18 protein-coding genes are annotated in these 18,248 nt (G+C 38.0%); 12 read left to right on the top strand and 6 right to left on the bottom strand.

All coding sequences use genetic code 11. The annotated features are described in order from the left end of the window. The first annotated feature begins 6 nt into the window (after positions 1-6). On the top strand, positions 7-1,446 hold the full coding sequence (locus NYF15_RS10520) for a TnsD family Tn7-like transposition protein (RefSeq protein WP_371353525.1): 1,440 nt from the start codon (positions 7-9) through the stop codon (positions 1,444-1,446). Between the two features lie 783 nt (positions 1,447-2,229). Here the strand turns inward: NYF15_RS10520 and NYF15_RS10515 are convergent. Beyond that, complete coding sequence (locus tag NYF15_RS10515; RefSeq protein ID WP_371353524.1) at positions 2,230-2,844, bottom strand: response regulator; 615 nt, start codon at positions 2,842-2,844, stop codon at positions 2,230-2,232. Next, positions 2,822-3,967 (bottom strand): sensor histidine kinase, encoded by a 1,146-nt coding sequence (locus tag NYF15_RS10510; RefSeq protein ID WP_130151115.1) that lies wholly within the window; start codon positions 3,965-3,967, stop codon positions 2,822-2,824. The genes NYF15_RS10515 and NYF15_RS10510 overlap by 23 nt, the downstream gene beginning before the upstream one ends. Positions 3,968-4,117: 150 nt before the next feature. Between NYF15_RS10510 and NYF15_RS10505 the strand changes: the two genes are divergently transcribed. Next, positions 4,118-5,287 carry an acyltransferase family protein gene (locus tag NYF15_RS10505; protein ID WP_130151116.1) on the top strand — a complete coding sequence of 390 codons (1,170 nt, stop codon included), beginning with the start codon at positions 4,118-4,120 and terminating at the stop codon, positions 5,285-5,287. 71 nt (positions 5,288-5,358) lie between these two features. Next, entirely contained in the window at positions 5,359-5,658 is a 300-nt protein-coding gene (locus tag NYF15_RS10500) for a hypothetical protein (RefSeq protein WP_130151117.1), read from the top strand. 441 nt (positions 5,659-6,099) lie between these two features. On the opposite strand, the gene NYF15_RS10495 is transcribed toward NYF15_RS10500, so the two are convergent. Further along, a complete protein-coding gene (locus NYF15_RS10495) occupies positions 6,100-6,588 on the bottom strand; it encodes a hypothetical protein (protein ID WP_371353523.1) in 489 nt (162 codons plus the stop codon). 322 nt (positions 6,589-6,910) lie between these two features. On the opposite strand from NYF15_RS10495, the gene NYF15_RS10490 reads away from it, so the two are divergent. The 4 genes from NYF15_RS10490 (at position 6,911) to NYF15_RS10475 (ending at position 10,711) form a co-directional block, all read left to right on the top strand. Further along, entirely contained in the window at positions 6,911-7,558 is a 648-nt protein-coding gene (locus NYF15_RS10490) for a L,D-transpeptidase family protein (RefSeq protein WP_341803991.1), read from the top strand. Further along, positions 7,536-8,219, top strand: a complete 684-nt coding sequence (locus NYF15_RS10485; RefSeq protein ID WP_371353522.1) for a hypothetical protein — start codon at positions 7,536-7,538, stop codon at positions 8,217-8,219. The genes NYF15_RS10490 and NYF15_RS10485 overlap by 23 nt, the downstream gene beginning before the upstream one ends. A 532-nt stretch (positions 8,220-8,751) precedes the next feature. Further along, positions 8,752-9,618: a hypothetical protein gene (locus tag NYF15_RS10480; protein ID WP_371353521.1), complete on the top strand. Its 867-nt coding sequence runs from the start codon at positions 8,752-8,754 to the stop codon at positions 9,616-9,618. 10 nt (positions 9,619-9,628) lie between these two features. Further along, positions 9,629-10,711 carry a DUF4785 domain-containing protein gene (locus NYF15_RS10475; protein WP_371353520.1) on the top strand — a complete coding sequence of 361 codons (1,083 nt, stop codon included), beginning with the start codon at positions 9,629-9,631 and terminating at the stop codon, positions 10,709-10,711. Positions 10,712-10,826: 115 nt separating this feature from the next. Here the strand turns inward: NYF15_RS10475 and NYF15_RS10470 are convergent, their stop codons facing one another. Further along, entirely contained in the window at positions 10,827-13,529 is a 2,703-nt protein-coding gene (locus tag NYF15_RS10470) for an AAA domain-containing protein (protein WP_371353519.1), read from the bottom strand. A 176-nt stretch (positions 13,530-13,705) separates the two neighbouring features. Between NYF15_RS10470 and NYF15_RS10465 the strand changes: the two genes are divergently transcribed. The 4 genes from NYF15_RS10465 (at position 13,706) to NYF15_RS10450 (ending at position 16,230) form a co-directional block, all read left to right on the top strand. Beyond that, positions 13,706-14,281 (top strand): hypothetical protein, encoded by a 576-nt coding sequence (locus NYF15_RS10465; RefSeq protein ID WP_371353518.1) that lies wholly within the window; start codon positions 13,706-13,708, stop codon positions 14,279-14,281. Further along, entirely contained in the window at positions 14,278-14,868 is a 591-nt protein-coding gene (locus tag NYF15_RS10460) for a hypothetical protein (RefSeq protein ID WP_371353517.1), read from the top strand. Before NYF15_RS10465 ends, NYF15_RS10460 begins: the two co-directional genes overlap by 4 nt. 89 nt (positions 14,869-14,957) lie before the next feature. Next, on the top strand, positions 14,958-15,542 hold the full coding sequence (locus tag NYF15_RS10455) for an ACP phosphodiesterase (protein ID WP_371353516.1): 585 nt from the start codon (positions 14,958-14,960) through the stop codon (positions 15,540-15,542). 283 nt (positions 15,543-15,825) lie between these two features. Beyond that, positions 15,826-16,230 (top strand): hypothetical protein, encoded by a 405-nt coding sequence (locus NYF15_RS10450; RefSeq protein WP_371353515.1) that lies wholly within the window; start codon positions 15,826-15,828, stop codon positions 16,228-16,230. A 206-nt stretch (positions 16,231-16,436) separates the two neighbouring features. Here NYF15_RS10450 and NYF15_RS10445 read toward each other — a convergent pair whose 3' ends face one another. Continuing rightward, positions 16,437-16,745, bottom strand: a complete 309-nt coding sequence (locus NYF15_RS10445; RefSeq protein ID WP_371353514.1) for a hypothetical protein — start codon at positions 16,743-16,745, stop codon at positions 16,437-16,439. A 210-nt stretch (positions 16,746-16,955) separates the two neighbouring features. On the opposite strand from NYF15_RS10445, the gene NYF15_RS10440 reads away from it, so the two are divergent. Beyond that, the gene (locus NYF15_RS10440) at positions 16,956-17,675 is read left to right on the top strand and encodes a hypothetical protein (protein WP_371353513.1); all 720 of its coding nucleotides are present in this window, start codon (positions 16,956-16,958) and stop codon (positions 17,673-17,675) included. Between the two features lie 20 nt (positions 17,676-17,695). Here the strand turns inward: NYF15_RS10440 and NYF15_RS10435 are convergent, their stop codons facing one another. Next, on the bottom strand, positions 17,696-18,016 hold the full coding sequence (locus NYF15_RS10435; RefSeq protein ID WP_371353512.1) for a hypothetical protein: 321 nt from the start codon (positions 18,014-18,016) through the stop codon (positions 17,696-17,698). Positions 18,017-18,248 lie beyond the last annotated feature (232 nt).

Below are 18,248 nucleotides of genomic sequence, written 5' to 3'. Positions count from 1 at the left end.
CCTCAAATGACGAACCAGCTATTTCCTGCTCCATTTCCAGATGAGACTGTTTATAGCTGGGTTTGTCGCTTCCATTTTTTTGCAGCCCATGCTGACTTTAAAAGAGATACATTAAGAAAATTAGGTATCAGGGACAATCGCCCCGCTAACGAATTCCCCCCTTACTTAAAAAAGTTATCCGAGCTATCTGGGGTGAATTTGGATCAACTTATTTTTTGTTTCACTAACGCTCATTACTTTCAACCATTCATGGATCAAATCATGTACGGTGAGATTTGTGAAAAGCTTAAGAGAGGCGATACTTCAAGTTTACAGAGCCGCATTGGCGCTGTTGCCAACAGAATAACTCCCGGTCAATTACTAAAATATTGTCCACTTTGTGCCGAAAAGGATGCTCAACAGTTTGGGACTTCATACTGGCACAGAAGTCATCAGCTTGTGGGTGTTACCGCATGTGAAACACACGGTATACATTTACTAAGTGTTAAACGTAATACTAAAACACCACAATTGCCGCCTTTATCTGGATGCATTCATCCATCCTCCTTGCTTGAAATAAGGCTATGCAAGTTAATAAAAAGCGAGATATTTGATAATGATGCACAGTGGTCCAAAGTTGATACTTACCAAGCTTATTTTAATAGACTCGGTGAGATGGAATTATTAACTCAATCAGGGAGAATAAAGCAAAAGCAACTGAAGGAATATTTAATACAACACTTGGATGGTATGTCTGAATTTGACTATCCATACCCTCAGGTTTTCGATGCTGCATTGGATGGAAAACTGTCTGAAAGTATGTTCTACAGAGCAGCTTGCAACCATCAACCAATAAAACACTTTGTTTTTATCTCTGCACTTTTTGATTCTTGGGATGACTTTAAGCAAAGTGCAAATATTGAAGAAATTAAAGAAGACTCTCCAGTTACCGAACAACAACACCATCTACAAAGTGTTAATTGGTACGAAGGGCTAAAAATGATTTCAGAAGGAAAAAGTTTAAGAACTACTGCCCTTTTTCTAGGAACAACAGTAAGCACCATAAAGATAAAAGCTCAGCAGAATAACTTAGCCATTGATTTAAGGCCATCAAAAATCACTGAACTCATTGAGAGAGCCATTTGGCGCAAGTTAGTTGTTGGTGTAAAAACACAGGATATAGCCGATGAGTTCAATGTGTCAGTAGGAGCAGTTGAGAAAGTTTTAACTAAACATGTTTGGCTTCCAGAGCTAAGAAAGCGCATCTGGTATTTTGAAAAGCAAAAGTTTCATGCGAAACGAGTCTCGGATTTTATAGATGAACACCCAGACGCTACTCGTAATGATATTAGAAAAAAAGTCAAATCGAGCTATTATTGGCTGTATAAGCATGAAAAAGAGTTGTTGTACCAGCTACTTCCTAAACGAGTAAAAGCCATTTATTGGCCTAGAAAATCCAAGAAATAATTTGCTTATTTTTCAATTAGTTAAAATGTCTTAAATTTAAATACTATTTTGCTTTGAATAGTAATTTGAAAAAAGCTTAAAAATCAGTAACTTAATTTTTTAAATGTCTATTTTTAGAATACTTAATCACATGATTAAATTCAAATGCCAAAAAGCCGTTGCAGCAATGCAACGGCTTTTTTGTGTTTTGGAGAAAGTTAGCTAGTTGCAAGGGGGAAAGAGTAAAGAAGCTTTAAGCCATAAGTTTTAAGTTAGATTTTGCCTTCACATTGCAACGGTTAAACCCGATACTGTAGGCGTGAAATTCATTTCGCGCGCAATGTTGTTTGTAGGAGTTGGCTTTTGCCGTGACTATTTCGACATTAAAAACCTTATTCAAGGTTTGTCGCGCTGGCGACGGTAGCCAAAGAGGGGTTGCCGCAGACTCCTAACTGGACTCTCCCAGTCACCCGAGCATCACGCTATTTCCTTCAAAACACAATTGATATGAACATAAACTGTGAAGATAGGCCATCCATAGCCTAGTTTCGCCTAATCGCGCATCTATGCGCGGTATTACTCATCAATTGCTTATTTTCAGGGCGTGATGATAGGGGAGGGTGTTAAACGTGAGATTGGTGTTTGGTCTTGATAAAATTCAAGATCTGACCCCTAGATTTCTTTTACTCTTACTTTATCTTGATTGCACCACTTAGGCATAATGACAAATAGTGGCGCTTAGAAAGCGCTCTTTGTTCATCAACATACCCTAATCAAAAATAGTAATTTGGTGCTGTTCGCGTGTTAAATTAGGTTTTGATTAATGGCTTTTATAACGGCCTGAGTACGGTCTTTTACGTCTAATTTAGCAAGGATTTGTGACACATGATTACGAATAGTTCCCTCAGAGTTATCTAATTTTTCGGCAATCACTTTGTTCGACATACCTAAAGACAAACACTGCAATACAGTTTGTTCTTTGTCCGTTAAGTAGAGCTGAGGGCTTAGTTGCTTTTTGAGTAAAAAATCAGTCACCGCACTCTGCAATACTCGCTCACCTGCAACGACCTGCTTTATAGCGCGAATGAGTTCTTCAAGTTCAATGTTTTTAAGCACATACCCACGTGCACCTAGATTAAGGGCTTTGACTAATACATCACAATCTTCAAATGTGGTAATGATCAGCACGGGGGTTTTATCACCCTTCTCGCGCATTTTTTGCAGCACGCCGAGCCCGTCTAAATTCGGTATTCTCATATCGAGTAAAGCAATGTCAAAACTATGCTCAGCTAATAGTGCAAGCGCTTGCAAGCCATCTTCAGCTTGGGCTTCTATATTAATGGCACTATCGAGGTTAAGTAAATTAGCGAGGCCTAAACGAACTAAGGTCTGATCTTCAACTAGTAGGCACTTTATCATGGCTTTTGTCTTCTAAATTTAGTGGTAATGTCATGGTATTGATCAGTGTTTCTTGTTCAAGATGTTGTGAAAATTCACCGTCAAATTGTGCCATTCGCTCATTTAATCCTGCTAATCCGTTCCCTTGCTTTGGTAAATGGGTCTCTGGTTGATTGTGATACGCTTTTGCAATTAACAGCGGGTGTTGGCTAATGTGGGTGACATTCACATGCAAAGTAAAATGGTTTGCTTGGGTATGTTTAAGGGTGTTGCTGATCATCTCTTGGGTAAACCGTAATACACACAGGGTGTAGTCTTGAGAGAGCTGCTCTGTCTCCTCACTTAGTTGGAGATCACAGTGTAAATTAGGTGTTAGCTCGCAAATAGCCTCAAGAGCCTGCTTAAGTATCGTTTTGTCATTGCGTTGAGTGGAAACGATTTCGCGTACTTCTGCCAATATTTCTTGGCTAAGTTGGTGGCAAAGAGACAGAGTTTCAACGGTGGCTTCATTTGCTGCCCTTTTAGCAAAATCTAAATTAATGCTGAGTGCGGTAAGCTTATGGCCGAGTGAGTCATGGAGCTCGCGTGATATACTTTGTCGCTCTTGCGCTGCATGCATCGCCCCCATCATGTGTTGGGTGGCTTTTAACTCTTTGTAGTTTTGGCGGGATTGGTAATGTGTATTTAAACTTTCGACAATACGCCGGCTAACAAACCAATTCATCAAGCAAAAGAAGAACCAAATTGTAAACGTGATCCAAGGAATGCCATTTTCCCAGCGTGAATAATGCGTTAAACCATACACCAGCATGGCGGCCACAACACAAGCCAGTATTTTAGGAAGCGAAAAATGAGGACTAAAAACCGCTGTGAACATCACTAGGTGGATAAAAACTAAGGACGTTGAACTCAGTTGTATCATGGCCAAAATAAGCAGGAAGTAGCCAAGCGCTACGCCATGAACAAATTTGTTGGGCTGTTTTAACACATACAGCAAAATGGCTAAAATGGAACCACTTACTATGATTTGCAAATATAGTGCTAATTCTGAGTTTGCATAATAGGCACACGCCGATGTCACCCCAAGCCACGATGCCAATGTTGAGAAATGCCAATCGGTTGTATGTCGTATAGTTGATTCCATTACTGCGGCCATATTTTTTTAGTAATTATTGCAGAACTCGCGTTGTAAAAACAGTGACATCTGTCATAGCCCAAGCTATGAGCTTTGTGACTAGTGTCATTAAGCCTCATTCATTTATGCTTTATTAATAAAAATTAGTTGGGCACATTAATGAATAAAGATAGTCGATTACATTACATTGATAATTTACGCAGCCTCGCGCTATTGCTCGGCATTGTATTTCATGCCGCTTTAGCCTATAGCCCGTTTTTTAGTAATATTTGGTTTACGGCAGACCCAAGCACACATGGCCTTTTTGATTATATAACGCATACGCTGCACTTATTTCGGATGCCTTTATTTTTTATTATTGCAGGGTTTTGCAGTGCGTTATTAATAGTTAAATCGAGCAACACGCGATTTTTACGCCATCGCAGTCAACATATATTACTGCCTTTTATTGTATTTTTACCGTTAAGCTTTGCTATTTACTACCACGCATTGAGTTTTGGTGCCGATATAGCCAATCCAACACCGCCAATTTTTGCTGTGTTTCAAGTCATTAAAGAGCCTGTTGTTAGCACTATGCACTTATGGTTTTTGTGGAATTTATATCAGTTTTGCTTAATTCATTGGTTGTTGAAAGCAACTAACTTATTTGGTAATAAATTCGATGGGCTTAGCGTTCACCCTTTATTTATGTGGGTTGTGCTTCCCATCGTGTTAACACTTTCTTTGATGGGGCAATCTATTCCATTTCCTGCTCCCGATAAACTCACGCCACAGTTGTGGTCGTATGGTTTTTACGGCAGTTTTTATTGCTTAGGAGTGGGGCTTTATAAAAAACAACAACTCATTTCGTTATATCATAGGTACTTATGGCCTCTAATTTTGGGTGCTGCAATATCACTGACTGGTTATTTTTCTCTATTACCAGCCGCACCAAGCTTAGATGAAGTGATTGCTGCCGCAACTACGGGTTATTTTGCCGCGGCGGGAGAGCTATATGTATTGCATGTTTTATCACAAGGATTGAGTGTTATTTTGTTAACCGCCATAACGTTTTTACTTGGGCATCGCTTTTTAAATCACAAAAGTAAGCTCAGTCGCAGCATATCAAATGCATCATATTGGATTTATTTAATACATGTGCCAGTGCTGATTTATATTCAGATGCCATTGATTAATACTAATTTACCAGTTTTAGTAAAGTTTATAGTTAGCGTGGTTGTTACATTACTTATAGGTCAAATAAGTTATTTATTATTAATTAGAAATACATGGTTGGGCGCACTGCTTAACGGTAGGCAAACCAAGAGAAAGATAATACAGTCAGCTTAAATATCGTCACGAGGTAATGACTTAAAATCAGCAAAGCTGACACATTAAGAGCTACATCAAGGGATACTATTATGCATGCAATAACAATCAAATCGACAATCGCCACGATTCAACAAGGTGCAATCAAAGCTGACGGCAGGTTTTGGCTAACCAACACCGATATTCATTTTGCACCGTTTAATGCACAATTTGGGTTAGGACCTTATACGTTTGCACGGCGTGAAATTGTAAAAGTGAGTAAGTGCACTGGTAAAGTTGCGGGTATTTTGTCTTATACACGTGATGCAATTGAAATCGTATTAGAAGATGGTAATAAATATCAATTCATTGTGTCGAATCCAATTGAGTGGATTAAATTAATTGACCAATAGTTTGAAAAACAAATGCTTGTAGTCCATAAAAGTAACTATTGTTTTAATGTACCTAATAATGCACGATAAAACATGTCACTATTTTATTGGGTATATAGTAAGCACATGGATTTGATAAAAACGCTTTTGCTCAATCTCCATTTGGGTAAAAAAAGCCTACTCCCATCGTTTTAGGGGAAAAACTATCAAACAACAATAACGTGGTAGTTAAGTCGCTTGAGTTATATTGTTTTTCGCCTGATGTATATTTCGACGATATCAGTGAGTTTGAGAAAGACAATTGTTTTATTGAATCTGTAGATGATATAAGCCCTGTTGATGCATTGGTGAGAGGCAGAGTAGTGCAAGTGCCGCTTTTTGGAACGCCATGGGGTCAGGCCTTTCTTTTGTCTGACCTTTTCACCAAGTCAAAACCAATACTATGCTATTAGCACCTAGCACCTACAACTGATCTTTCATATACTGCAATTGTTTTTTGTGGCGTCTTTTATGCCTTTTTATAACAAGCGCACTTGTTTTAAGCTGCTTACTAAAAAATAACACCGCTAGTAATAAATTAAGCAAAAGAAAAAAGCTTGATACTTTTAAGCCATTAATAGATTGAGCATGAAGGTCAGCGAATAAAGTCATAAACAATGTGTAAAGTGAGATTAAAATCGCTGTAATAACCAGCCCTTTAAAAACTTTTATGACCCATGTTTTTCCGATAGATAAAAGTACACCTAGTGTTATACATGCAAATGTTCCAGTGAAGAAAGCTATTACTCTAGGAGTTAAATCCTTAATAGATTCATAAGGCCAAAGAACCATTAATACTAAAAATGCAACCGATGAGTAGCTAACAACGCTAGCAACTATAGAGATAGCGCAAGTTAAAATATATTTTAACTTAGGGATGGAGTCACTTAAGGGGAGATCTTCAGCTTTCACTTTTTAAGCTCTCATGTACCAATTGCAATTCCTTTAATTTCATCATTGTGTGCTCTTAGGTTCAATATGTATTTTTAACTTTAAGCAATGAGTTGGTAGCTTTATTGTTGGTGAAATTAACTGTATTAATGGCAGGGCAGCTAATAGGAAAAACTAAACTGATTTATAGTAATTGATAAAACTTAGAATTCTTTGAGCGCGACAATGAAGTTGCTATCACTCATTACCTGTGTTTATATAAATTTTAAATACCTAGTTTTTTCAGGTCTATTTTAATTTAGTTCAGGAAAGTACAATTATAATTAAATGGAGTTTATTTTATATGGAAGTTCATTTCTATCCTGGTCAACACCTTTTAATTGTTAAGAAGAATGGCATTAAATTTGCCGAATTCGAAGCAATGGGGGGTCCTTCAAAAGTTGGTAATGACCCTTATATGGCCGAAGAGCCAACTACTGCTGGGCATTTTATTATCGATAAAACTGAAGCTTATCGAACGCCAACGTGGCCTATGTCAAAATTATCGTGGGGGACAAAGCTCAGAGATATGCCGTCAAAAGGAGACATCTGGTACGCCTTACCTAGCGGTAAGTGGGGAAGCTTAAATCAGTTATATAATACGCCTGTTCGAAGCGCCATAATGGAAATGCATAAAGAGCTATATGGTAAAGCTATTGTGCCTGAAAGTTGGGTTTTTAATGATTTTGGCCCCACCGCTATTCGTTGGTTTAAAGATCTTAATGGTAATAAAGTACTTGATGGGAATGAGCGTCTTTCAGGGCAGATGTTTCATACAACGCCAGAAAATGAAGCAGAGGAAGCGACAGGTTCAACAATTCGGTTAGTACCTTCACACGGTTGTATTCATCTAAAACCCAACGATAGAGATCGCTTGTTCACCCTAGGCGCTTTTAAACGAGGCACATCTTTTACGGTACATAAATATCATGAACGTTATAAACCTAATTAGTAGAAATATCCGCACTTTATTAATACTTTTGAGTACTTGCTTTTTTAGCTCTTACCTTTTTGCCTCGGCTTCGCATTTGTTACCGAATGACATTAAAGTACCTAATGATCTCGATAGTATTAACACAACTTTTGAGTCAAATGATGGCTGGTTTATTGGCGGTTATAAAATAATAGATGAGAGTAATGCAGCTGTTGTAGTTTTTCTTCCTAACGATGAAAGTGCAATAAAATACTGGTCTTTGGACACAGGATATGTTTCTCAGTTTTTTAAGGTTAATGATAGCTTTTATGTTCTAAGTTCTGCCGGTGAGGCTTTAAAAATAGAGAAAGACAGGCTTGTTGCAACTAGTTACAAGGTGAAACCAAAATCGACTTTAATCGTTGAGGAACCTTATTTAATTGCTTGTCATCCCAGAGGTTGGGCCAAGCTTAGCTCTGTAAATACTGGTAGTTGTTACAGGTTAGATGGGGTTTGGGATATTGATTTATCTTGGACTCATATAGGTACTCCACCAAAACTGTGCGATGGAAACTTAAAAGTATTAATAACAACTAACAAAAGTTGGAGTGTAGTTTCTATTGATCTCGAAACAGGGGAAACGCTACAAAGCAGAAAAGTAGCCAAACCTAAAAGTGATGTATCATTATGTGAGCTTTAAAAATAGCCAATCAAACAAAGTTTTATTTTGGGAAGCACCGTAATGTTGAAAATAAAAGCAATTTTTATTTCTCTGGTTGTTTTGGTTAGTTGCTCTAGTGTTGCCACAACTAAAAAGGAAAGTGATGCGTTGCTGGAGTTGACTATTTATCACCCGCCTTTTCTGAAAGTGCCTTCACAGTGACTTTAGATCTATTTAGCTATTACTTAGATTGCCAAATTATCCTTATAAATAAATCAGCAAAAGACCCTGTGTGTCAATTTAGAGATATGGATTAAGAAGATTTATAAATAAAAGTTAATTCTGAGGGCTTTTGTCTAATGATTAGCTTTAAAACCTACCTAGTAGGCAAGTTTCACATATTCATTTAACAGTTTTTCCCTCCTAAAACCTAATAATTTGTACTTAAAAAACACATAAAAGTTAAATTTATGTAAATATTTTCTTGCTTTCGTACCTGTTTGGTCTATGTTTTTGGTCGGAGGTCACTCCTCCAACCTGATAGATAAAATTACAATCAACAGGAACACACATGAAAATAAAAACACTCTCACTAGTGCCAGCTTTAGTGTTGGCAGCGAGTATCAGCCACAGTGCTTTTGCTGCACAAGGAGTCGCGTTTGTGCACGGTACAGGCCAGCAAAGCGATGCGTATAATGACTATTGGACAGGTAGCTTTGTCGACACGGTTCGTCAAGGTTTACCCAATAGCAGTAATTACACAGTCATTAATTGTGATTTTGAGCAGTATATGTGGGCTGATGCGGCATCTGGTTGTTTAGCGGGGCAGCTTACTACATTTATTAATAATAAAAACATCACCGATTTAACTCTGATCACTCATTCTAACGGCGGTAATGTGGTGCGTTGGATTTTATCTAACCCAACATGGGATAGCCGTTATCCAAATATTATTAGTAAAGTCACGCGTACCATTGCACTGGCTCCTTCAAGTGGTGGCACGCCTTTGGCTGATGCGGTTATTGCAGGTAATTCGTTCGAGCAAAGCTTGGGTTGGCTGTTAGGTTATGGCAACGATGCGGTTAAGCAACAACAGGTGTCTTGGATGGCGTCGTATAACGCACAGTGGCTATACGGCACACCGAACCGCCCAAGCTTACCGTCTCGATTCGAAACTGTAGTAGGCAGTGACGTTGAATCAGCGGTATGGGACAGCGACAGTTATTGCGGCGGTTATCAAAATCAAGTGGGTCTTGAAGTAACACAAAACTGGTTAGACAGCTGCTCAGATGGCTTTTTAAATTGCAGTTCTCAGTCGTTAGCTGGGGTGGTGTGGTTTACCGATAAGTCGCGAACTCAAGGTAGCGAGCCTTTGAGCCATCAGCAAAGTCGTCGCAATTGTTTTGGCTTACCAAACATACTTAAAAATCGAATTTAGGAGCTAAGCCATGATTAATAAGTTAACCACACTTTGTGCTGCAATGATGCTTGTAAGCACTTCGACGTATGCTAATGAGCAAACGGTTTATCAATTTCCTCAGGTGCAATCTTCATCTGCGGTGCAGTTGCAAATGCTTGAAAAAGATAGCGTTGAGTATTGGCAGAAGGTTTCGGGCAAAGAGCTTAAGCGCGGTGTGCCACTGTATGTAAACCAAGTAGATAATTTTATTCGTATCGCCCCAAAAGCACGCTTTGATAGTGGTGAGGTGTTTAAACCTGATGATTTACAGCTCGATAAGCTATCAATTAGAGATGCAAACTCGCAGCCGTTATCAATACAAGCTGTTGCGTCACAACAAAAAATGCAAAATGCTGGATTTAATGACGGTAGTGTAGGGCTTAGGCTTGGTCAGGTAGGTGCTAAGGCAATGTTAAAAACAAGCCAAGCCTTAAACGACAGCGACACTTATTTAGTACATGTAATTGAAAAAGGCTCACGTAACGCCTTACATGCTAAAACACAGTTTAAAGTGAAGGATCAGCAGCAACGTTTAGGTATACAGCTAAGTATGGGTCAAAAGCGCTTTAAAGATAAGCAGGTGAAACTAAGTTTATACAGCCCTGAAGGCGAGCAGCTTGATGTGCGTTATGAAAATGGTGAAGCGGTGCTTAAATACCCACTTGAAACCCTAGGTTCCGTAAATGGTTACTATGAACTTGAGGCAAGTGTTAAAGCGGTGGTAAATGGGCAAATAGTGAAACGCTCTATAAAAATGCCGTTTGTGCACAGTTCGCAAACCATCACTATGGATAACGCGAAAGTGACAGTACTTGGTAATAATCAATACCAAGCTCAGGTACCTGTGCAAGTAACCGATGCTGGCCGCTACGCGATTCGTGCAACGTTAACAGGCATGGGCGATAAAGGTAAACGTGTAAAACTTGCGACGGTTGAGGTTGCAAAGCAGATTAATGGTCAAGATAACTTTATGATGCCGTTTTCTGTGGCTAAAGCTGCCAAAGCACCATTTGAGTTGGTGGATATTGAACTTACCGATCAAACGCGCATGTTAAAGTTTGCAGGAGAATAAAGGCCAAGCAATATGCAATGGGTTGGAGGTTGTAGAACAACCTCCGACTTTTTAGGGATTATTTTTAGCCGCTTTAGGGAGTTATTTAGCGAGTATGAATAAGGTGGTAATGGATTTATTCGTTATTCGCCAAAACGGGTATTTCTGTTATTGTGTTTACTATTTTTTCAATACATGCGTGTTTGTCTACAACCCACAGTCCGTAACTTATGGGTAGCATCTCAATGCTGGCACGTTTGAATCGTTTGTAGGTGTTTAGCTCAAAAAAGGTGGCCCAAGGGCCAGGAAAACCAATGAGATCAACCGCTAAGTAGCGGCCATTGTGACGACATAAAATATCAACTTCTGTACCTGCTATTGTGTAACCTGGCCATGTTTCAATAGCTCGTTTATTCAGTTCATTGATCACCTCATGCTGAAATTGATCAAGCTGGTTTTGAACAGAGTGTTTAGCTTCAAATTCACTGATGCTTGTAAGGTATTTTTGTAATAAATTTTGTTTGGGAAGTTGGGTTTCATCAACCGATAAAAATAGCACTTGTAGTTGGCGTGCTCGGGTGATTGTGACGTTAAAGACATCAGCTTTATTTAAATAGGCTGCGGCTCGTTTAGATTCATTGTCGAGTGAAAAAGAGATCAACATTATATCTCTTTCTTCGCCCTGAAAGCCAAACGGGGTAGCGGCACGTATTTTATGTTTTGTTGTCTCCGATTCACTAAAGGTTGTGGCTATTTCTTTAGCTATGTCGTCCGCTTGTTGCCTAAACGGTGAAATTACCCCTATGCTATGGTTAACCCCCGTTTTTTCATCTTCCTGTATTTGTGTTTTTATAAACTCAATAACACTCAAGGTTTCTTGATGATTTACCCCTGTTTTATTTCTGGTGCCGTTAATGCGTTTTACATGTAAATAGCCACTGCTGGTACAGGGCTTATGTTGCATTACTTTTAATTTATTTTGATAAAAGTGCTGGTTACTAAAGTGAATAAGCTCTGGCTTACTTCTAAAGTGTTCATCAAGAAACGCAATGTTTGCTTGGCTATTAATTGAGTTCAGTGCTAAATCTAAAATTGAGTTATCACGATAACTTACAACACCTTGGCTATTATGAGATAAGTTATGCTGTGTTTTAAATTGTGCTTCTTTATGTTTTGCCAAAAAAGAGTAGTGTCTTAATTGTTTAGTATCGCCTACGATAAGTGCTCTTTTAGCGCGATAAAGGGCAGGAATACAGCTACTAATATTACATTGGGTTGCTTCATCAATAATAACAAGATCAAACATTTCTGCTTTTAGTGGCAGAACACGGTGTAAGGTATTTAAGCTCACTAACCACACCGGAAATGCAGACAAAAGCGCACTGTATTCAATATTATCAAATAACTCGAACTGTCGTTTTGATGTGCGGCTACGTATTGCTTTATTAAAGGCCTGCAGAGATTGGCGCTGTGTTTCTACAAGTGTTTTAAGGTTTTTGAGTTTCAGTGCATTTAAATAGTTACTCGCGAGTAACTCTCTTTGCATATGTTGCGTGTTTATTTCATCTAAGGCTGACCACTGCTTTGTTAGTTGTTGAATTTTGCTTTTCACTAAAGTTAAGTAAAGGCGCTTTAGCCATTGAGGTGATTTGTCTTCAATATTTTTTAACCGCTGCCCTCTGATAATCGCTTTTTCACAAAACTTAAGGAAGCGTAGTTCTAGCGTATTTAATTGGCTGTTGAGCTGTGTAAGCTCTTGCTCACACTCATTGGGCTCTTTATTTAATTCATTTGAAAAATAGCCTGCAAGTAAAGATTCTAAGTAATCTTTTAGCTTCGATAAAAACGCGTTTTGACCGGCTCTTATTGAGATATCACTTAAGTTGAAGTTATCATCGAGTTTACTGGCAATGACATCTAAAGCCGCATCATTATTCGCGACAACAAGCACTGACTGACCCCTTGCTATATGCTCAGCAGCAACAGCGGCTATAGTGTAGCTTTTTCCTGTACCTGGCGGGCCAGATACACACCCTAGTGAGCTATTAGCAGCAATTTCAATCACTTTTTTCTGCGAAGAAGAGAGTAATCCTGGCAAGTAATTAAATTTTAGTTGTGCTGCGTTATCTGTTGTATTTGTATGGGTAAACAGACTTGCCAATGGGGCAGGCAATGTGTTTGAAGCTGTAATTTCTTCTAACTCATGGAGTATACCGCGAGAGCTTCTTGAGCGCTCAACAAAGGTAAGCATAGATACCGGTAATAACGAGGCTGTTTTTCTTTTTAAAGCACGCTGAATGGCGTCTACATCTGTAAGCTCGGGATAGTTAAGTAACTCAAGTAGGTTAAGCTCAATAGGGCTGCCTTTGAGTAGTGAAGTCCAATAATGAGGTGATTGAATATCTACAGAGTTGGTAATGTGATGAACTGAGTCTTCCTCAGGCATAAGTAGCTGAATCAACGGTTCATTGACTTCAGGCACTGGGTTATTAGTTGAAAAGTAATAATCCTCACCGTCTTTTTCTATGCTTGCTTCGTTGAATAAAATAGGGGAAACAACCGATTTCATTTCACCTTTTATTTCTAATTTACCAACGACAATAAACCTGACATAAAGCAAAACCCGCTCACGTTGATATATTTCAACACGTTTAACCATTTGCTCGGCAAATTCGCTAGGCAATGGAAGCCGAGGTAAAAAGCCTGAGCCCAGTTCATCTTTTCCTTCGAGAACGAAACTATCTTCCTTTTTTAACTTATTGAGATTCCATAAATTAAGGTCTGCGCTATCTTCTTTATAGCAATCTCGGTAATAAGAAAGGATATTTTGAACGTTCAAGATTAAATTCCATTTTTAAAAGTCAGTTTGCTGGTAATTTATAACATAAAACTTGTGGGTTGTACGGTTGCTGCTGAAAAGGAAAGAGTCATAACTCATGGCTAATTGACATTAGGAGTTGCTATAGGTACATTTTTAAGAGATGGAAAAAGGTTATAAGTTAAAGGAACTAATTAATGACAAGCTCAAACTTATCAATAACTCCCCAAGAAAGGGCTTTCTTTTTGGCTGAAGATTTAGAAAATTTTTGGCTTAGTCGATTACGCAAGCGAGATCCAGTTGCTCGAATAGGTTATGCCTTATGGGTTTCAGATGTTGAAAATTTAAAAAAAGAAATAAGACAAGGAAACCCCGAATTTTGGAATAACAAGGGTTTTGTGTATTGGGAGTTTATGGCCCGTTCGACAGTCGTAAATTTAGCTGTAGGATTAGAACAGGGAGGTTTTAAAGGTTCATTTGCAGAAATGAGAAAAATGATAAAAAAAGTCGGTCTAGAGGTTGCTAAACAACACATTAAATATGTACACCATGATTATCAAGCAGGTAATATTGGTCAAGTTAGAGGGCTACTAAGTTTAAAACAAATGGCCGATTATCATCATGACGCATTTCGAAAGTTTAATATCCCATCAAGTTTTTATGGGGGTACTTGGCTTGATAATGTACCTAATGATACCGAATTCAAACTCTATGGTGACTTATATTGTCATGACTGTGATAGTGCTAGTAATTATCAAAGGCCTGCTCAATGATTAAATTTTTAGTTTTTATTTTTATAGCTTTATTTCTCACTGGTTGTAATAAAAATACATTAGAGTGGAATGGCTATTGTTTACCATACGAAAAATTATCGCCTGCAAGTTTAGCCGTTTCATCTAAAGCCGAAGAAGGCTTTGATAGTGCGTCTAATTATGGCCCAACACTGTTCTTTTCGGCTCAGTCAATTTCTGAAAAAATTGATGACTATAAAACATACTCTACAGATCCACTGTTTGGTCAGTACCATCATAATATTCAGGTTAATTTATCAGAAACCGAAATCACAATACCTCCCACTAATAAAGATACTTTAGAAGCTAGTGGTATCAAAGATATATACTTCGAAAAACTGAGTGAGTATGACTGGAATGCATTTCTTAAACTAGATAAGACCTATCAATTTTGGGGACACTGTATGCTTGATGGCCGTGGAGAAAAGAAAGAGGGCTATAGCTGTACAAGGCAATTGAAAGTGGATGATATTGTATTAACGTTTGATTTGGAAAACACCCATATCCCTGTTTCTAAACACATTGATGAGTTTCTTGTAAATCAGTTAAATAACTGGCGCTGTGATTAAGGTAACTTTTTAATTAAATGATGTGTATAGTATTATATTTTTATAGGTGTTAAATACATCTTAAATATTCTCACGTAAATGAGAGGACTTTGAACTACTTAGCTCACCTTTATTTTGCAAAACCGACAGCAGATTCACATTTTGGTAATTTGCTGGGGGATTTTGGCGGGCGTAGACATGTAAACGGTTTGCCCGTAACAGTCAAAAATGCGCTTGAAAATCACTATTTAGTAGACCGATTTACCGATGTACATCCTTTAGTAAAAGAAGCTAAGCACTTCTTTTCACCACAGCGTAAGCGTTTTGCCAGTGTTGCCATTGATGTGGTTTTTGATCACTTTCTTATTCAGCATTGGCATCGTTTTAACGACCAGCCATTAGCAGATTTCAAACACCAAAGTTACGGGCTGTTAAATGCACGCCAAGCATTGATGCCCTCACGTATGCAACAAGTGGTCACGAGTATGACCAATAATGACTGGTTCAAAGAATATGAAACGGTCGCTGGAGTAGGGCTTGCGCTTGATAATATCGCAAGGCGTATTCGTTTTAGCAATAACTTTTCAGGGGCTGCTGAGGATATTACCCGTCATTACCATGAATTAGATGCCGTTTTTTTAGCATTTTTTCCAGAGCTAGTTGAGCACGTGAAGATACACAATCTTGAAAGGTGAAAAGTTGTAATAAATAGTGATATGCCTTTACTGTTTAACTAAGCAAGTATTGGTACTTTATTTATAAAAATAGAATAATTAATGCGCTGTGTTTTTCTTTGTACTATTTATAATATATTTTAAGCTAAGTTTAATTTTTACTTATTTTATTCTTTCGCTCGGTTTGATGTTTGATAATTATTTGATTCTATATATTTCATGTGCGATTTAAATTAATACAGTTGAAGCCTTAAGCCTTATTTAGTATTGTTTTTTCGTAATATATTTAACAAGGAATTTAATAATGTTTAAAAAAGTAACTGTTGCGTTAATTGCAATTTCGACATCGGTTTTAGTAGGCTGTGGCTCGACTCCACCAATTCAAGCGCAAGATAAAACAGTTTCTTATCAAGGAAAAACACTTACTTTTGGCGGTCAGTATGATAAAAGTCGTAATGAATTAGCGCTGACTGTAAACGGCGATCCTGTGATGAAAGGGCGTTTTCCTCCTTACACACCAACATTAAACTTAAACGCAGATTATCAAGAGCTTGATATTTCAAGTTATTGCTACTTTGGTTCAGTGTTAAGTCGTGATGGCGGTGTTTTCGGTATTGTTGCCAGTGCAGTACAGAGCGCAACGTCAAAAAGTGGCGATAAATGCGAAGTTAAAATTGCCGGTGAAATTGTAGAACATCTCTATTTTTAAGCTCGTTTTAACTAGCTGATGTTGTAATAAAAAGGGTTAACACTGTTGATAAATGAAATGACGTATTAAAAATAAAATTTTATCTACTGGTGTGGTTAAATCGTTTATTTAAAGGTGTGAGCTTTACTTAAGTTCACACCTTTTTAATTATAGGCTCAAGTTATACCATGTATGGTATTAAAACCGCTATTTGTCGATAGACAAAGTTAATCATCAGGGCCTTTTAAGGTAAACACTAAGTGCCTGCGCATGTCTTTTAGAATCACGCCTTTTTTCAGCATTGCTGCACTCAAGCGTTTCTGCCATTTCAACAGCTCAGGACTTGCTGCATCTAATGTTTGCTGGTTTTCAAATTGAAAGCACAAAAGTAAAGAGCCTGGGAATAAGTGATATTCAACATCAAACCAGCATTGCAGCATGCCTTCAAGTTCAGCGAGGCCTTGCTCTTCAAGGGCGTCGGCAACATTAAGAACCAGTGCCTGTTGCTTTTGTTGTACTTTCGAGAGTGTTTTCATTGGGTGCCTTGTATTCATCAACAAAATTTAAATCATTAAAAGTAGCCACTTCTAATGATTGCGTGCAATTTACCATAGATTTTTTATTTGATGGCATTTTAGTTTTGAGCGAGGTTCGTTTTATGTTTACTCATAGTGCTGGTTCAGGTATAAAATCTTTAAATAGCAATAAGTTACTTATTACAAGTTTTAATATAAAAAGGAATTTTTATGGGGTCGATGGCCAAGCACTCACTTGAATTAGATTTAAATGACAAAAACTGGTTTCGATACGCCGCTTTTAAAGGGAAGTCGTCATTAACCGAGGACTCAATAACTGAGTTAGAGACATTACCAGGCCTTGCGGTTTTATCTGGCAGGGCAGAAGTTCTGTTTGCATTTATGGTATTCGCTATTTCGCTTTCGGCCTTTTATTTAAAAGATGCAGTGCCCCCTTGGTTGGCTTTTTTGATTTGTCTTGGCAGTTTTTTAGCTGTGTTTATCACAAAACGCATCATGACTTACAAAAAGTATGGTTTTGGCTTTAAATGGGCAATGACCATAAGCAAAAATGAGCTTAAAATTGATAAATTGACGTTTAAAAAGCACACAAATCGTACAGTCACAATTGCTAGAGACGACATTGCAGAGGTGATATTTAATTATACAATGGATCTTAAGCACAGGCGGAAGTTTGGTGAAGCACACAGGAGGCTACCAAGTTTGCATGTTTGTGAAATCCACTTAAAAAATGGCGATACGTTTGAAATTGACGGGATGCGGGTAGGGCTATTTAACGTTTTATACTTAATGGTTTTCCATGATTACCCGCTTAGTTTTAGGGGGACGCTAGCGGGTGGAGCAGGCAATGTTTCAATTTTACTGCTTCGTATGTTTGCTCTTTCGGCAATTGCGAGTTCACTTAGTATGCTTTTTTTTAATTTAAAATAGAGTGTTTGTTAAAGCTCACATTACAGATGTTCTGTGAGCTTTAATAAACCTATGTTTGGATCTAAGCGAAAAGTGGGAATGCGGTCTTCTGCTACATCAAATACTTTCATAAATGAGACATTAACCACGTTATATTGGCTATTAACTTGTTTTAAACTAACACAAGGTGCCTTACCGCCTTTATAGCCTGCACCATCACACCAATTGTGCCAATAACCGACGACAACGCCACTTTGTTGATTGACCATTAGGTTACCATCATTTGCATTTGCTGGGAGTATTGAGAGTACAGATACGCTTATTGCAGTCATTGCAAACAGGTTTTGGGTTATTCTGATCATGTTGTTTAATTCCTTTCATAAAAAGTTACTTTCCTACTAAAAGCATACGTGCGTTTAGTTGATTAAACTGAATGTTGAACCCTTATTAGGTACAATATTCAGTGTTAAGTTATCTCTCTTGATGTGAATTTAATGTGAATAACAAGCAGCTTGATAAGCGTTTAATTAACTTTTTATGTTTGGAATTAAAGGCGTTATTTTTAGCGCCTATATCAATACAGGCGCATTATTG

Origin of the sequence: Pseudoalteromonas sp. 68 DY56-GL68, assembly GCF_041414825.1 — a bacterium.
Taxonomy (GTDB): Bacteria; Pseudomonadota; Gammaproteobacteria; order Enterobacterales; family Alteromonadaceae; genus Pseudoalteromonas.
Note: the sequence above shows the minus strand (reverse complement) of the source record. Positions and strands in the feature narration are given on the sequence as shown.

What these genes read in the sequence shown, in the direction of transcription:
- NYF15_RS10475 (WP_371353520.1), top strand. Translation starts at nt 9,629, where the DNA reads ATGATTAATAAGTTAACCACACTTTGTGCTGCAATGATGCTTGTAAGC.
- NYF15_RS10500 (WP_130151117.1), top strand. Translation starts at nt 5,359, where the DNA reads ATGCATGCAATAACAATCAAATCGACAATCGCCACGATTCAACAAGGT.
- NYF15_RS10490 (WP_341803991.1), top strand. Translation starts at nt 6,911, where the DNA reads ATGGAAGTTCATTTCTATCCTGGTCAACACCTTTTAATTGTTAAGAAG.
- NYF15_RS10485 (WP_371353522.1), top strand. Translation starts at nt 7,536, where the DNA reads ATGAACGTTATAAACCTAATTAGTAGAAATATCCGCACTTTATTAATA.
- NYF15_RS10505 (WP_130151116.1), top strand. Translation starts at nt 4,118, where the DNA reads ATGAATAAAGATAGTCGATTACATTACATTGATAATTTACGCAGCCTC.
- NYF15_RS10510 (WP_130151115.1), bottom strand. Translation starts at nt 3,967, where the DNA reads ATGGAATCAACTATACGACATACAACCGATTGGCATTTCTCAACATTG.
- NYF15_RS10465 (WP_371353518.1), top strand. Translation starts at nt 13,706, where the DNA reads ATGACAAGCTCAAACTTATCAATAACTCCCCAAGAAAGGGCTTTCTTT.
- NYF15_RS10445 (WP_371353514.1), bottom strand. Translation starts at nt 16,745, where the DNA reads ATGAAAACACTCTCGAAAGTACAACAAAAGCAACAGGCACTGGTTCTT.
- NYF15_RS10450 (WP_371353515.1), top strand. Translation starts at nt 15,826, where the DNA reads ATGTTTAAAAAAGTAACTGTTGCGTTAATTGCAATTTCGACATCGGTT.
- NYF15_RS10435 (WP_371353512.1), bottom strand. Translation starts at nt 18,016, where the DNA reads ATGATCAGAATAACCCAAAACCTGTTTGCAATGACTGCAATAAGCGTA.
- NYF15_RS10480 (WP_371353521.1), top strand. Translation starts at nt 8,752, where the DNA reads ATGAAAATAAAAACACTCTCACTAGTGCCAGCTTTAGTGTTGGCAGCG.
- NYF15_RS10440 (WP_371353513.1), top strand. Translation starts at nt 16,956, where the DNA reads ATGGGGTCGATGGCCAAGCACTCACTTGAATTAGATTTAAATGACAAA.
- NYF15_RS10515 (WP_371353524.1), bottom strand. Translation starts at nt 2,844, where the DNA reads ATGATAAAGTGCCTACTAGTTGAAGATCAGACCTTAGTTCGTTTAGGC.
- NYF15_RS10460 (WP_371353517.1), top strand. Translation starts at nt 14,278, where the DNA reads ATGATTAAATTTTTAGTTTTTATTTTTATAGCTTTATTTCTCACTGGT.
- NYF15_RS10520 (WP_371353525.1), top strand. Translation starts at nt 7, where the DNA reads ATGACGAACCAGCTATTTCCTGCTCCATTTCCAGATGAGACTGTTTAT.